Annotated in this window: 11 protein-coding genes; 6 read left to right on the top strand and 5 right to left on the bottom strand. The window is 71.6% G+C overall.

Features of this window, described 5'->3' with window-relative positions; all coding sequences use genetic code 11:
• Window positions 1-69 precede the first annotated feature (69 nt).
• The 6 genes from EDC02_RS19140 to atzF all read left to right on the top strand — a co-directional run bounded on the left by EDC02_RS19140 (window position 70) and on the right by atzF (window position 7,399).
• A complete protein-coding gene (locus EDC02_RS19140; protein WP_199757686.1) occupies window positions 70-780 on the top strand; it encodes a GntR family transcriptional regulator in 711 nt (236 codons plus the stop codon).
• Window positions 777-2,360 (top strand): ABC transporter ATP-binding protein, encoded by a 1,584-nt coding sequence (locus EDC02_RS19145; RefSeq protein ID WP_123603151.1) that lies wholly within the window; start codon window positions 777-779, stop codon window positions 2,358-2,360. The genes EDC02_RS19140 and EDC02_RS19145 overlap by 4 nt, the downstream gene beginning before the upstream one ends.
• On the top strand, window positions 2,357-3,415 hold the full coding sequence (locus tag EDC02_RS40900) for an ABC transporter permease (RefSeq protein WP_199757687.1): 1,059 nt from the start codon (window positions 2,357-2,359) through the stop codon (window positions 3,413-3,415). Before EDC02_RS19145 ends, EDC02_RS40900 begins: the two co-directional genes overlap by 4 nt.
• Window positions 3,412-4,338, top strand: coding sequence for an ABC transporter permease (locus EDC02_RS40905; protein ID WP_199757688.1), 927 nt, complete (start codon window positions 3,412-3,414; stop codon window positions 4,336-4,338). Before EDC02_RS40900 ends, EDC02_RS40905 begins: the two co-directional genes overlap by 4 nt.
• Before the next feature lie 19 nt (window positions 4,339-4,357).
• Complete coding sequence (locus EDC02_RS19155) at window positions 4,358-5,533, top strand: BMP family ABC transporter substrate-binding protein (RefSeq protein WP_123603152.1); 1,176 nt, start codon at window positions 4,358-4,360, stop codon at window positions 5,531-5,533.
• A 93-nt stretch (window positions 5,534-5,626) separates the two neighbouring features.
• Window positions 5,627-7,399, top strand: a complete 1,773-nt coding sequence (atzF, locus tag EDC02_RS19160) for an allophanate hydrolase (protein ID WP_199757689.1) — start codon at window positions 5,627-5,629, stop codon at window positions 7,397-7,399.
• Here atzF and EDC02_RS19165 read toward each other — a convergent pair.
• The 5 genes from EDC02_RS19165 to EDC02_RS19185 all read right to left on the bottom strand — a co-directional run bounded on the left by EDC02_RS19165 (window position 7,371) and on the right by EDC02_RS19185 (window position 13,427).
• Entirely contained in the window at window positions 7,371-8,129 is a 759-nt protein-coding gene (locus EDC02_RS19165) for an arginase family protein (RefSeq protein WP_123603154.1), read from the bottom strand. The genes atzF and EDC02_RS19165 overlap by 29 nt on opposite strands.
• 49 nt (window positions 8,130-8,178) lie before the next feature.
• The gene (locus tag EDC02_RS19170; RefSeq protein WP_123603155.1) at window positions 8,179-9,747 is read right to left on the bottom strand and encodes a hypothetical protein; all 1,569 of its coding nucleotides are present in this window, start codon (window positions 9,745-9,747) and stop codon (window positions 8,179-8,181) included.
• Window positions 9,748-10,311: 564 nt separating this feature from the next.
• Window positions 10,312-11,208: a carbohydrate ABC transporter permease gene (locus EDC02_RS19175; RefSeq protein WP_233606010.1), complete on the bottom strand. Its 897-nt coding sequence runs from the start codon at window positions 11,206-11,208 to the stop codon at window positions 10,312-10,314.
• Window positions 11,205-12,134 carry a carbohydrate ABC transporter permease gene (locus tag EDC02_RS19180; protein ID WP_199757690.1) on the bottom strand — a complete coding sequence of 310 codons (930 nt, stop codon included), beginning with the start codon at window positions 12,132-12,134 and terminating at the stop codon, window positions 11,205-11,207. Before EDC02_RS19180 ends, EDC02_RS19175 begins: the two co-directional genes overlap by 4 nt.
• Before the next feature lie 9 nt (window positions 12,135-12,143).
• Window positions 12,144-13,427: an extracellular solute-binding protein gene (locus EDC02_RS19185; protein WP_123603156.1), complete on the bottom strand. Its 1,284-nt coding sequence runs from the start codon at window positions 13,425-13,427 to the stop codon at window positions 12,144-12,146.
• Between the last annotated feature and the right edge of the window lie 214 nt (window positions 13,428-13,641).

Raw genomic sequence — 13,641 nt, forward strand, 5'->3', positions numbered from 1 at the left:
TCGGGCTGCTTACCGCCGCGAAACATCAGCGAAGCACAGCGCTCCTACGGTCCGACCATGGATCCGGCGTTGGATACAAGACTGGACACACCTCCGCGAGCACAGGCCGGTGAGCACGCCTACACCGAACTGAAGCGGCGGCTGCTGGTCGGCGACTTCCCGCTGCGGATCCGGCTCGGCGAGGAGCGGCTGGCCACCCTGCTGTCGGTCTCGCGTACCCCGGTCCGGCAGGCCCTGGCCCGGTTGCACGCCGAGCGTCTCGTCGAACGCCTGCCGGACGGGGGTTACGTGCCGGCGGCGTCCAACCTGGTCGAGGTCCGGCAGTTGTACGAGGTACGCCGGGCGTTGGAGCTGGCGGCGCTGCACCGGCCGACCGAGACCGGTGAGCCGCACGACCCGGCCGTCGTCGAGCCGCTACGCGACGACTGGCTGGTGCTGCGCCGCGACACCCCGGAGCCGGATCCCGGCTTCGTGCTGCTCGACGAGAGCTTCCACGTCCGGCTGGCCGAGGCCGCCGGCAACAACGCCCTCGCCGGGATGCTCGGCGTGGTCAACGAACGCATCCGGGTCGTCCGGATGCACGACTTCCTCTCCGCCGAGCGGATCGACCGGACGATCACGCAGCACCTCGGCATCCTGGAGGCCGTCCTCGGTGGCGACCTCGACACCGCACACCGGAGGTTCACGATGCATCTGGGGGAATCCGTCGCCGTCGTCGAGCAACGGGCCGCGCAGGCCCTGACCCGGATGATGGCCGTCGAGACAAGGCCATCGCCATGACCGCCGTCGCAGCACCGGTGGACAGCGGCACCGCACTGCTGTCGGTCCGCAACCTGACCTGCCGGTTCGGGGCGGTCGTCGCCAACGACGGTGTCGACTTCGACGTCGCGCCCGGCGAGGTGCACGCCGTACTCGGCGAGAACGGCGCCGGCAAGAGCACGCTGATGAAGCTGATCTACGGCGTGTACCGGCCGGACGCCGGTGAGCTGCGGGTGGACGGCGTACCGGCGGCGATCGACTCGCCGGCGGCGGCCCGCGCGGCCGGGATCGGCATGGTCTTCCAGGACCTGCGGCTGATCCCGGCGTTCACCGTCACCGAGAACATCGCCCTGGCGCTGCCCGGTCGCGGCCTGCGGTTCCAGCGGCGGGCACTGTCCGCGCGGATCGCCGAGCAGGCCCGGCGGTACGGCCTGCCGGTGCACCCGGACGCGCTGGTGGCGAACCTGTCCATCGGGGAACGCCAGCGGGTGGAGATCCTCAAGGTGCTGATGGCCGGGGCGCGGCTGCTGATCCTGGACGAGCCGACCAGCGTGCTGGCCCCGCAGGAGGTCGACGCGCTGTTCGCCGCGGTGCGGGCGCTGCGGGCCAACGGGCTGTCGATCGTCATCATCACCCACAAACTGGCCGAGGCGCGGGCGATCGCCGACCGGGTGACCGTGCTGCGCGGCGGTCGGGTGGTGCTGCGCAACGCCGACCCGACCGCGCACACCGACGCCGAACTGGTCGAGGCGATGGTCGGCCGCTCGGTGCCGGGCCTGGCCAGCCACCGTCAACCGCCGGGCCCGCAGGTGGCACCGGTGGTGCGGCTACGCGGCGTCGACGTCACCGGGGACCGGGGTGCCCCGGCGTTGCGCACGGTCGACCTGGACCTGCGCCCGGGTGAGCTGGTCGGGGTGGCCGGGGTGGCCGGCAGCGGGCAGCGCGAGCTCTGCGAGGTGATCCTCGGCGAGCGTCGGGTGGCCGCCGGTTCGGTGCACATCGGGGACGTCGCGGTGCACGGCCGACCCCGGCAGGCCCTCGCCGCCGGGGCGGTCGGGGTGCCGGAGGATCCGCTCACCGACGCGGTGGTGCCCGGGTTGACGGTCACCGAGCACCTGGCGTTGGCCGATCTCGGCGCGGTCCGCCGGGGGCTGGGCATCGACTGGCGGGCGGTGGCGGCCGGCGCGGCGCGCCGGGCGGAGCGGGCCGGGCTGCGGATGGCGGCCGGTGACCGGGTGGTGGCCGAGCTGTCCGGCGGAAATGTGCAGCGGGTGCTGCTGACCCGGGCGTTGGGGGTGCCGGCGACGGTGGTGGTGGCCGCGTACCCGAGTCGCGGGCTGGACATCGCCACCACCCGGCGTACTCAGGAGCTGCTGCTGGAGCAGCGCGACGCCGGGGCGGCGGTGCTGGTGGTCTCGGAGGACCTGGACGAGCTGCTGGCGATCAGCGACCGGATCGCGGTGCTGCACAACGGGGAGCTGGCCGGGATCGTGACGCCGGCGACCACCGACCGGTACGCGATCGGTCAACTGATGCTGGGCGGCAACCACGCCAGCGGAGGCAGTGGAAGCGACGCTGCGGGTGGGAGTGACCTGAGGTGACCGACACGTTGGTGCGCCCCGCCCCCGAACAACCCAAGATTGTCGACAATCGAGCAAAGCTGTGGCTAAGGGTCGTCGTCGCCGTACTCGCCGCTCCGGTGATCTTCGGCGCCTTCGCCGCCGCCAAGGGCGTGGACCCCCTCGCCATGTACGCCGACATGGTGACGTCGCTGATCGACCCGGCCCAGGCGCAGACCGTACTGGTGCGGGCCTCGGTGCTCGTGCTCGCCGCGCTCGCAGTCGCCGTACCGGCCCGGGCCGGCCTGCTCAACGTCGGCGGCGAAGGCCAGATCGTCATCGGCGCGGTATGCGCCGCCGGCGTCGGTCTCGTCACCGACCAGCGGCTGCCCGGTCCGGTCGTCCTTGCCCTGATGATCGTCGCGGCGATGGTCGGCGGCGCGGCGTGGGCCGGCATCGCCGCCGGCCTGCGGCTGGCCGTCAAGGTCAACGAGGCGATCACCACGCTGCTGATGAACTTCATCGCCATCGACATCATGCTGCTGCTGATCTACGACCCGTGGAAGGACGCCTCCGGCTTCGGCCAACCCGCCAGCCGACCCCTCGAAGACACCGCCCGGCTGCCGCTGTTCGTGCCCGGCGGCACCCTCAACACCGGCATCGTCGTCGCCGGGATCGCGCTGGTCGCCATCTGGTGGCTGACCTCGCGCACCGGCTGGGGATTCCGGCTGCGGGTCGTCGGCGGCAACCCGGAAGCGGCCCGCCGCGCCGGCCTGCGGGTCGGCACCATGCTGGTCACCTCGATGCTCGTCGGCGGCGCACTCGCCGGCCTGGCCGGGCTGGTCCACTTCGCCGGTACGGAGTTCAAGTTGCGCCCCGGCATGACCGCCAACTTCGGCTACGTCGGCTTCCTGGCCAGCTGGCTGGCGCTGCACTGGCCGCTGCGGGTCGCGTTAGCCGCATTGCTGCTGGCCGCGATCGCGATGGCCGGCGACAGCCTGCAGATCGACGCCAACCTGCCGGCCGCCTCGGTCAACGTACTGATGGCCATCGTGCTGCTGGTCGTGCTCGGCTTCACCCGAAGGAGCAAGAAGTGATCGTCGACGTCCTCACCGGCGGGGTGCGCGGCGGCACCGCCATCCTCTACGCCGCCCTCGGCGAGACCATCGCCGAACGCGCCGGGGTGATCAACCTCGGCACCGAGGGAAGCATGCTCACCGGCGCGCTCGCCGCGTACGCCGTCACCGCCGAGACCGGCAGCCCGTGGGCCGGGGTGGTGGCCGGGGCCGCCGCCGGCGGCCTGCTCGCCCTGGTCCACGCGGTGATGGTGCTCGGCCGGGCCGCCAACCAGCTCGCCACCGGACTGGTGGTGCTCTTCCTCGGCCTCGGGCTGACCTCGATGTTCGGGGCCGCGTACGTGGGCCGGGCGATCAGCCCGTTCCAGCCGTACCCGATCCCGCTGCTGGCCGACATCCCGTGGCTGGGGCCGATCTTCTTCCAGCACGACCCGCTCGTCTACGGCTCCTACCTGCTCGCCCCGGCGATCTGGTGGCTGCTCTACCGCAGCCGCCCCGGGCTGACCATCCGGGGCGCCGGCGAACGTGGCGAGGTGCTCACCGCGTACGGGCACTCGCCGCAGCTGGTGCGGTACCTGGCCGTGGTGACCGGTGGCCTGCTCGCCGGGGTCGGCGGTGCGCACCTGTCCACCGCGTACGCCAACGCCTGGTTCGAGAACATGACCGCCGGCCGGGGCTTCATCGCCGTCGCCCTGGTCATCTTCGCCGCCTGGCATCCGCTGCGCGCCGTCGGCGGCGCCTACCTGTTCGGTGCCGCCCTCGCCCTCTCCCCCGCGCTGCAGGCCCGGGGGCTGGGCTTCAACCAGTTCGCCCTGGACGCGCTGCCGTACCTGGTGACCATCGCCGCGCTGGTGCTGCTCGGCCGCCGCCGCAGCAACGCCGCGCCGCGCCGCGCCGCGCCGGAAGGACTGTCCCGGGTCTTCGAGTTGACCCCCGCCAAATAGATCACCGGAGGAACCTCAGATGAGCATTCGAAGACTGACCCGCCGAGGCGGACTGGCCGCCACGACCGCCACCGCGCTGGCCGCCGTACTGCTGGCGGCCGGCTGCGCCACCAACACCAGCACCGCCGCCTCGACCGGCGACACCACCGAGGCCCCGGGCACCGGCGGCACCGCGATCGGCTTCATCTTCGTCGGACCCAAGGACGACTACGGCTACAACCAGGCCGCGTACGCCGGCAGTCAGGCCGTCGCCGCCGCGTACCCGGACCTGGAGGTGCTGACCGCCGAGAACGTCCCGGAGGACGACAACGCCACCCGGGTGATGGAGAGCATGATCCGCAAGGGCGCGAAGATCATTTTCGCCACCTCGTACGGACACAAGGACCCGGCGCTCAAGGTCGCCGCCGCCAACCCGGACGTGGTGGTGCTGCAGCAGGGCAACCTCGTCGACGGCGACGTGCCGCCGAACTTCGGCACCTACTTCGGCACCGTCTACGAGCCGGTCTACCTGGCCGGCATCGTCGCCGGAAAGACCACGGAGACCAACAAACTCGGGTACGTGTACGCGTTCCCGATCTCGCAGACCCTGGACAACATCAACGCGTTCCAGCTCGGTGCCGCCTCGGTCAATCCGGACGCGCAGACGTACGTGGTGAACACCTCCAGCTGGTGCGACCCGGCCAAGCAGGCCGAAGCCACCAGCAGCCTGCTCTCCCAGGGCGTCGACGTGATCAGCCAGCACCAGGACTGCACCGCCACCATCATCCGCACCACCGAAGCGGCCGGCGCCTACACCGTCGGCTACCACGCCGACGCCAGCGAACTCGCCCCGACCGGCTGGCTCACCGGCTCCGAATGGGACTGGGGGCCGCTGTACACCACGATGGTGCGCACTGTCCTGGATGGCGGGTTCACCGGCAGCGAGTACAACGCCAACTTCCGGGTCGGACTCAAGACCGGCGACAACCCGTTCGTGCAGTCCGCGTACGGGCCGGCGGTCGACGACGCGACCAAGGACCTTGTCGAACAGGCCAAGACGAAGATCAGCGCCGAGGACGGCTCGCCGTTCGCCGGGCCGGTCGTCGACCAGGCCGGCGAGGTGCGGGTGCCCGCCGGCACCATCCCCGACTACCAGACGATCGAGTCGATCGACTACTTCGTCGACGGCGTCGTCGGCCAGATCCCGTCGTCCTGACCGACCCGCCAGGGGTACGGCCGGTGTGGCGCGCCTCGTCGCGCGCCCCGGTCCCGCACCGGCCGTACCCCGGCACCACCGGAGGTATCCCCCGTGACATCGACCACACCGGACATGGCCGCCGCGACCCGCACCGCGCAGCTGGCCGCCGACCCCGCCCAGCCGATCTGGATCACCCTGCTCGACCCGGCCGAGGTAGCCGAGGCCGCCGGCCGGGTCGACCCGGACGCCCCGCTGGCCGGCACCGCCGTCGCCGTGAAGGACAACCTGGACCTCGCCGGGCACCCCACCACCGCCGGCTGTCCGGCCCTGGCCGAGAGGCCCGCCGCGTCGTCGGCCACCGCGGTACGCCGGCTCACCGACGCCGGTGCCGTGATCATCGGCAAGACCAACCTGGACCAGTTCGCCACCGGGCTCGTCGGCACCCGCAGCCCGTACGGCGCCTGCCACAGCGTCGCCAGCGCCGCACACGTCAGCGGCGGCAGCAGCTCCGGCAGCGCCCTCGCCGTCGCCACCGGACTGGTGCCGGTGGCGCTCGGCACCGACACCGCCGGTTCCGGCCGGGTACCGGCCGCCTTCAACGGCATCGTCGGGGTCAAACCGACCCGGGGACTGGTCTCCACGGTCGGTGTGCTGCCCGCCTGTGCCGGGCTGGACTGTGTCACCACCTTCACCCGTACCGTCGCCGACGCCCGGCCGGCGCTCGCCGCCCTCACCTGGGCCGACCCCGACGACCCGTGGTCCCGGCCGGTGCCGGCCCAGCCGCCGCCGGGGGTCGCCGACCGGATGCGGGTGGTCGCGGTCCCGGACCGGCCACTGGACCTCGACCCGGTGCACGAGACCGCTTGGCGGGCGGCGCTACGGCGGCTGCGTACCGTCGCCGCGCACGTGGTCGAGGTCGACGTCACCGCGTTCCTGGCCACCGCCCGGCTGCTCTACGACGGGCCGTGGCTGGCCGCCCGCTGGGCCGCGTTCGGACACCTGCTGGAGCCGGACGGCCCGCACCTCGACCCGACGGTACGGGCCATCGTGCGGCGGGGCCGCGACATCGCCGGTCCGGACGTCTTCGCCGGGCTGGACCGGCTCGCGGCGCTGCGCCGCCGCACCGAGCAGATATGGTCCGACGTGGACGCTCTACTGCTGCCGGTCACCCCCGGCCACCCGACCCTGGCCGAGGTCGCCGCCGACCCGGTCGGGGTCAACGCCCGGCTGGGCCAGTTCACCAACTTCGTCAACCTGCTCGACCTGTGCGCGGTCGCGGTGCCGGCGCAGACCCGCACCGACGGGCTGCCGTTCGGTGTCCAGTTCGTCGCCCCGGCCTTCGCCGACGCACCGCTGCTCGACCTGGCCGCGCTCTGGTGCGGCGAGTCGGTGACCACCCCGGCCGACGAGCCGACCGGGACGATCGCACTGGCGGTGGCCGGCGCGCACCTGACCGGGCTGCCGCTCAACCATCAGCTGGTCGAGCTGGGCGGGCGGCTGGCCTACCGGGCGCGGACCGCCCCCGGCTACCGGCTCTACCGGCTGGCCGGGGCGGGGCTGCCCCGCCCCGGGCTGGTCCACACCGGTGACGGACCGGCCGGCGGGATCGCCGTCGAGGTGTGGCGGCTGCCGCACCAGGCGGTCGGCGCGCTGCTCGGCACCGTACCGCCGCCGCTCGGGCTCGGCTCGGTCGAACTCGACGACGGCAGCCGGGTCGCCGGTTTCCTCGCCGAGGAACACGGCGTACGGGACGCGGTCGACGTCACCGCCGCCGGCGGCTGGCGGGCCGCCGTCGCCGGCGGGCCGGACCCGCTGGCGGTCGGGCCGGCCGGCGGTGTCACGACAACCGGGGGTGTCACGACAGCCGGCGGAGGATCTCCTTGACCAGCGGGCCGAGCCGGCCGGCGGCTCCGTGGCCCGGGTCCCAGGTGCAGGCGACGCCGACGGCGGCCACCCGCCCGGTGTCCAGCACGGCGGTCACCGCGTCGGCGACCTCGGCCAACTGCGGGCCGCCCGACGCCGGGAACCGCAGCCCGGGCAGGTCGACCGGGTCGACCACGTCGGCGTCCAGGTGCAGGTAGATCGGCTGGTCCGGCAGCTGACCGACCGCGTCGGCGACGTCGCCGACGCGGCGGTGCCGGATCGCCGACCGCCGTAGGTGGTCGGCCTCCGGCGGGTCGAGGTCCCGGCCGTCGGCGAGCACGATGTCGCGCTCCGCGACCGGCCTCAAGTCGAGCGCCGTCGCGATCAGGTCGCGCCGGTGGCCGGTCAGCAGCCGCAGCGGCATCCCGCCCAGGTAGCCGCTGCTGGTCGTCTCCGGGGTCTGCAGGTCGCCGTGGGCGTCGAACCAGACCACCGCCGGGTCGACGCCGACGCGTTGCAGACCGGCCACCACTCCGAGGGAGGTGGTGCAGTCGCCGGACAGGACCAGCGGGCGGTGCCCGGTGGACACCGCACCGGCGACGGTCACCGCGACCGCCCCGTACAGCCAGGCCAGCCGCGCCCACCGGATGCCGTCGGGCAGCGACGGCATCACGGTCGTCTCCGCCGACCCCGGCACGTCCAGCTCGGGCAGGTACTCGTCGAGATGGTAGGGCACCAAGATGCTCGTCACCCGGCAGAGACTACCGTGGACACCGCCTCTCCACAGGGGACCTGACCGGTCAGGATGCCGGCGCCAGCCCGGTCCCGAGCATCGCCTCGGCCCGTTTCACCAGGTAGTACCAGGCGGTCTCGCTGTGCTCGGTCACCTCACCCATCGGCATCTCGGGATTGTCGAACGGCTGGGTCTGCAACTTGAGCAGATAGCCGGTACGCGGGTCGAAGCCCCACCAGACGCTGCCGGCCGCCTGGTAGTCCGGGGTCTGTTCCACCGCGTTCCAGACCAGGGTGACCGCCGGGTAGTCCCTGGCGGTCACCACCGGGCCGTAGTCGGTGTAGTCGGCGGCGGTGCGCTCGGCGCGGCACTGGACGGAACCCAACTGCCGCAGGTATTCCTCGACGGCGGCCCGCTGCCCGGCCGGTACGTGCGACACCTGCACCTGGGCGCTGATCAGGTCGCTGGCCCCGCCGAGGTAGAGGTAGCCGGTGCCGTGCGGGGTCGAGCTCCACTCCAGTTGCCACTCCGGGTCCCCCGGGCAGCCGCGGAACGGGCCGAACGGTGCGAACTGGTCCTGCTGCGTGACCACGAAGTCGGTCGGTCCGGTGCCGGCCCGGTAGTTGCCGTCACCCGGTCTCGGCACCACCTCGGCCAGCCGGTCCAGCGGCGGATCGGTGACGGTCAGCCGCGCCGACCGCCGGCCGCTGTCGCCGGTGAAGCTCTGCCGGGCCAGCTCCACCGTGCCGGACAGCAGTTCCCGGATCGCCCCGGCGTTGCGCCAGACGGCCAGCACCGCGTCGAACCGGCGCTTCACCAGACCACTCAGGCTGTTGCTGATCGCGTTGAAGACCCCTTCGACGTACGTTTCCGCCGGCTTCTCCATGAACTTCAGCACGAAGTCGACGATCTGCTCGGCGCAGCGCACCACGCCTTCGTAGTAGGCGTTCGCGGCGGACAGCACCCAGCCGGTGATGTCGTTGCCGGTCGGGTTGCCGATGGCCCGGCCGAGTTTGATGCTCTCGGTAAGGATGCACTCGGCCGTCTGCAGGTACTTCTCGGACTGCCGCCACATCTGCAGCGCCCTGCTGTCCGGGCTCAACGGCAACAGCAGCTGCAGCAGCAGACCGGAGGCGTCCAGCAGGACGTGGCCGTAGTCCAGCCGGGCGCTGAGGGTGATCGTGCCGGACTCGGGCAGCTTCGCCGGGTCGAGCCGGAAGGTGACCCGGGTGCCGGAGCTGAGCACCACGGCGGTGTCGCCCATCAGCGTCCGGACGTCTTCGATCAGCGCGGTGTAGATGTTGTCCCGGCCGGTCGGGCCGGTGCCCGAGTCGGGGGCGGACTCGACGGTCAGCGCCGGCGGGAACTCCAGCAGCAGCGGGTAGCCGACGGTATCGCCGATGCTGAACTGGTATGTGCCGTCCCGGTCGGGGTGGAAGGTGGCGCAGGTCTCCAGGCCTTGGACGAAGTTGTCCAGCTCGACCCGGACCGGCAGGGCCTGGTAACGGCACTCCAACGGCGGCGGTACGGACAGGATGCCGGCGATTCCGGCGACGTACCGGTTGGCGTTGACCCCGCGTTGCAGCGCCAGGGCCGCCTGCGCGGCGGTCTCCTCCTCGTCCCAGGCGGCGAGCACCCAGTGGGAGAAGTGCCGGGTCTGGGTGGTGATCGTGCCGGCGTCGGCGTCGACGTCACCGCCGAGCGGCAGCCACTGCCCCAGTCGTCGACGTAGACGGCGATGAACATGTCGTCGACCGGGGCGTCCGCCGGGTAGTCGAAGGTGATGGTGGCCGGCCCGGTCAGCTCGCCACCGTCGAGTTCGACGCTGGCCACCTCGCCGAGCGGGGTGATCATGCTCGGCTCCGGGAAGCCCGGCGCGTCGTCGGCGACGCCGACCCGCAGGCTGGTGCCACGGCCGTCGACCGACGAACCGTCCACCCGGACGGTCACCCCGGCCGCCGGGTCGCTCGCGGTCAGTGGCTCGCCGGGGCGGTTCAGCACCACCAGGGTGACGGTGACGGCCAGGGCGAGGACGGTGACCACGACGGCCACGACTGTCACGAGACTGCGACGACTCATGATCACGCAGTCTCGCCAGCCGCCGCCGGCCGGACAACCACCTCCGGGGCCGGCCCGGCCCGCCGACCGGCCAGGTCAGCGGGCCTATCGTCAACCCGTCACGATCGTCCGGGTCACCAGGTCAGCCCTTGGTGGCACCGGCGGTCAGGCCGCCGATCAGCTGACGCTCGGCGATCGAGTAGAAGGCCAGCGCCGGGACCATCGCCAGCACGACGTATGCCAGGACCTTGGCGCTGTCGTCGGCGTACTGGCCCTGGAACTCCTGCACGCCCACCGGGATGGTCCACCAGTTCGGGTCGTTGAACACCACCAGCGGGAGCATGAAGTTGTTCCAGCTGGCCACGATGGCGAGCACCGACACGGTGGCGATCGCCGGCCGGGCCATCGGCAGCAGGATCCGCCAGAAGAAGCCGAACGGCGTACAGCCGTCGAGGATCGCCGACTCCTCCAGCTCCCCCGGTATCGCCCGGAAGAACGACCGCAGGATGATGATCGTCACCGGCAGACCGAACGCCGCCTGGGGCAGGATCACCCCGAGCGGGTTGTCCAGCAGACCCATCGTGCGCAGCAGGATGAACAGCGGCAGGATGGCGACCGCGAACGGGAACATCAGCCCGATCGTGAAGAACAGGAACAGCATTTCCCGACCCCGGAACGCGTACCGGGCGAAGACGAACGACGCCAGCGCCGCCACCCCGACCACGATCACCGCGGTGGCCAGCGCGATCAGCGTGCTGTTGAACAGCTGCCGCCAGAACGATCCGGAGCCGAGGATCTCGAGGTAGTTCTCCGGTATCCACGGCGACGGCAGACCGAACGGGCTGTTGGACAGCTGGCGGTTGTCCTTGAACCCGCCGAGCAGTGCGAAGGCGATCGGTACCACGATGATCAGCCCGACGATGATCGAGACGGTGTGCAACGACAGGGACTGGGCCGGGCCGAGCAGCCGCGACATCCGGCCGCCACCCCGGTTTCCCCGCTCCGGCCGGGGCCGTGCGGTACGGGTCGGGGCGCTCATCGCTGGTCCCCCATGGTGGTCATCGCTCCTTCGAGGTCGCGGCGCAGGATGAAGCGTTGGTACAGCACGGCGAAGGTCAGGCTGATCAGGAACATCGCGATGCTGATCGCACTGGCGTAGCCCACTTCGAAGCGCCGGAACCCGTACTGGAACATGGTCACCGCCATGGTCTCCGACGCGTTCAGCGGACCACCGCCGGTGAGCACCCAGACCAGGTCGAACAGCTGGATGCTGCCGATCACGGCCAGGAACATCGAGATCCGGATGGTCGGGGCCAGCAGCGGCAGCGTGACGTGCCGGAAGATCTGCCAGCCGCCGGCGCCGTCGGTCGCCGCCGCCTCGTGCAGTTCCCGCGGGATGTTCTGTCTGCCGGCGAGCAGCAGGATCATGTGGAAGCCGAAGTACTTCCAGGTCATCACCAGGAACACCGAGTACAGCACGGTCGACGGGTCGGACAGCCAGGTCGAGCTCAGGCCCTCCAGCCCGACCAGGCGCAGCACGTGGTTGGCCAGCCCCCGGTTCTGGCTGAAGACCATGTCGAACAGGACCGCGGTGATGACCTCGGACAGCACGTACGGGGCGAAGAACAGCACCCGGTAGACCGCCCGGCCGCGCAGCTTCTGGTTCAGCAGCAGGGCCAGCCCCAACGCGAGCGGCAGCTGGACGGTGACCGACAGCACCACCAGCAGGGCCCCGCGTCGCAGGTCCCCGATGAAGACCGGGTCGTCGAGCAGCCGGACGAAGTTGTCCAGGCCGATGAAGTCGGTCGGTAGGCCGCCGAACCCGTTCCAGCGGAACAGACTGGTGTACGCCGCGACCAGGATCGGGACGACGACCAGCACGCCGAACAGCACCAGCGCCGGCAGCATGAACAGGCCGATGGTGATCCGGTCGCTGATCCGGCGACGTCTCAGGTTGCGGTCCATCGTCGCCGGTCAGCGCTGGGCGACGACGGTGACGGCCTCGGCGACCTGCTCCGGGGTCATCTGCCCGGCGATCAGTTCGGCGACCCGGTCGTTGACCTCCTGGCCGACCGCCGGGGCGTATGCCTGGTCCAGGTAGAGCTGGAAGTTGCTGGCGTTGGCCAGGGTCTCGGCGACGGCGGCGAGGTTGGGGTCCTCGATCGCGTCCTCGGCGCCGATGGTGACCGGCAGGAACGCGCCGGTGGCGACGGCGCGGCGCTGCTTGTCCACCTGGCTGATGAACTCCAGGAACCGGATCGCGTCCGGCGAGGCGTCGCGGCCGATGGCGAAGCCGCCACCGCCGCCGAACGCGTCGGACGCCGATCCCTGACCGCCGTCGACCGCCGGGAACGGGAAGAAGCCGAGGTCGGTGCCGAGCCCGCCCTCGACGCCGGACGCCTCTTCCTGGACGGCTGGGGCCCACTGGCCCATCAGTTCCATCGCCGCGTCGCCGTTGCCCATCGCGGCGGCCTGGCCGTCGGGTTGACCGTACGACGCGCCGAGGAAACCTTCCTGGAACGGTTCGAGGGCGACCAGCTCGGCCAACCGTTCGCCGGCGCCGATGAACGCCGGAGTGGTGAAGTTGTCGTCCTCGGCGGCCTGGCTCAGCGCCTCGATGCCACCGATGCGCATCGCGAGGTAGGCCCAGTAGTAGTGGCCGGGCCATTTCTCGCCGCCGGCCAGCGCGATCGGTGTGATCCCGGCGGACTTGAGTCGTCCGACGACCTCGAGGTACTCGGCCCAGGTCTGCGGCGGCGCGGTGATGCCGGCGTCGGCGAACAGCGCCTTGTTGTACCAGAAGCCGACCATGCCGATGTCGAACGGGACGCCGTACAACCGTCCGTCGATTTCGTACGGCAGCGTCGAGGCTGGCTGCAGGATGTCCCGCCAGGGGGCGACCGCGTCGGTGATGTCCTGGCACAGCCCGGCCTCGACCTGCTGCCGGAGCACGCCGCCGCCCCAGGTGTGGTAGATGTCCGGCGGGTCGCCGGCCTGGGTGACCGTGGTCAGCCTGGCCTTGAACGCCTCGTTCTCCAGCGGGGTGATGGTGATGCCGACGCCTTCGTTCTGCGCCTGGAACTCCTCGGCGAACGCCGCCCAGACGGGCAGCATCGGGTCGGTGTTCTGGATGTGCCACCACTCGATGCCCGCACTGTCGCTTCCGGAGTCGCCGCACCCGCCGAGGGCGACCGCGCCGGCTCCGAGGCCGGCGAGGCTCAGCAGCGTACGGCGGGAAAGGTGGATCGGTGTCGCCATGTGCCGTCCCCTCAGGTAAGCGGCGAGTGTGGTCCCCACCCACCGCTGGTTGCCGAGCAATCGACCAACGTCACCGAAAATTTCACCTGCGGAACGCCATGAATTGGTGACGTTGCGCACGCTACGACGGCGTTACCGCCCGGTCAAGACCTGATTTCCACACAACGACCGTCGTCGACGGACCGCAAAGGCCTCCACGAGTGGCATACTTTCC

Source organism: Micromonospora sp. Llam0, from assembly GCF_003751085.1.
Lineage (GTDB): Bacteria > Actinomycetota > Actinomycetes > Mycobacteriales > Micromonosporaceae > Micromonospora_E.

Excerpts from the sequence above, each read along its gene's own strand:
- EDC02_RS19145 (WP_123603151.1), top strand. The coding sequence starts at position 777 with ATGACCGCCGTCGCAGCACCGGTGGACAGCGGCACCGCACTGCTGTCG.
- EDC02_RS19155 (WP_123603152.1), top strand. The coding sequence starts at position 4,358 with ATGAGCATTCGAAGACTGACCCGCCGAGGCGGACTGGCCGCCACGACC.
- EDC02_RS19175 (WP_233606010.1), bottom strand. The coding sequence starts at position 11,208 with ATGAGCGCCCCGACCCGTACCGCACGGCCCCGGCCGGAGCGGGGAAAC.
- EDC02_RS19180 (WP_199757690.1), bottom strand. The coding sequence starts at position 12,134 with ATGGACCGCAACCTGAGACGTCGCCGGATCAGCGACCGGATCACCATC.
- EDC02_RS19185 (WP_123603156.1), bottom strand. The coding sequence starts at position 13,427 with ATGGCGACACCGATCCACCTTTCCCGCCGTACGCTGCTGAGCCTCGCC.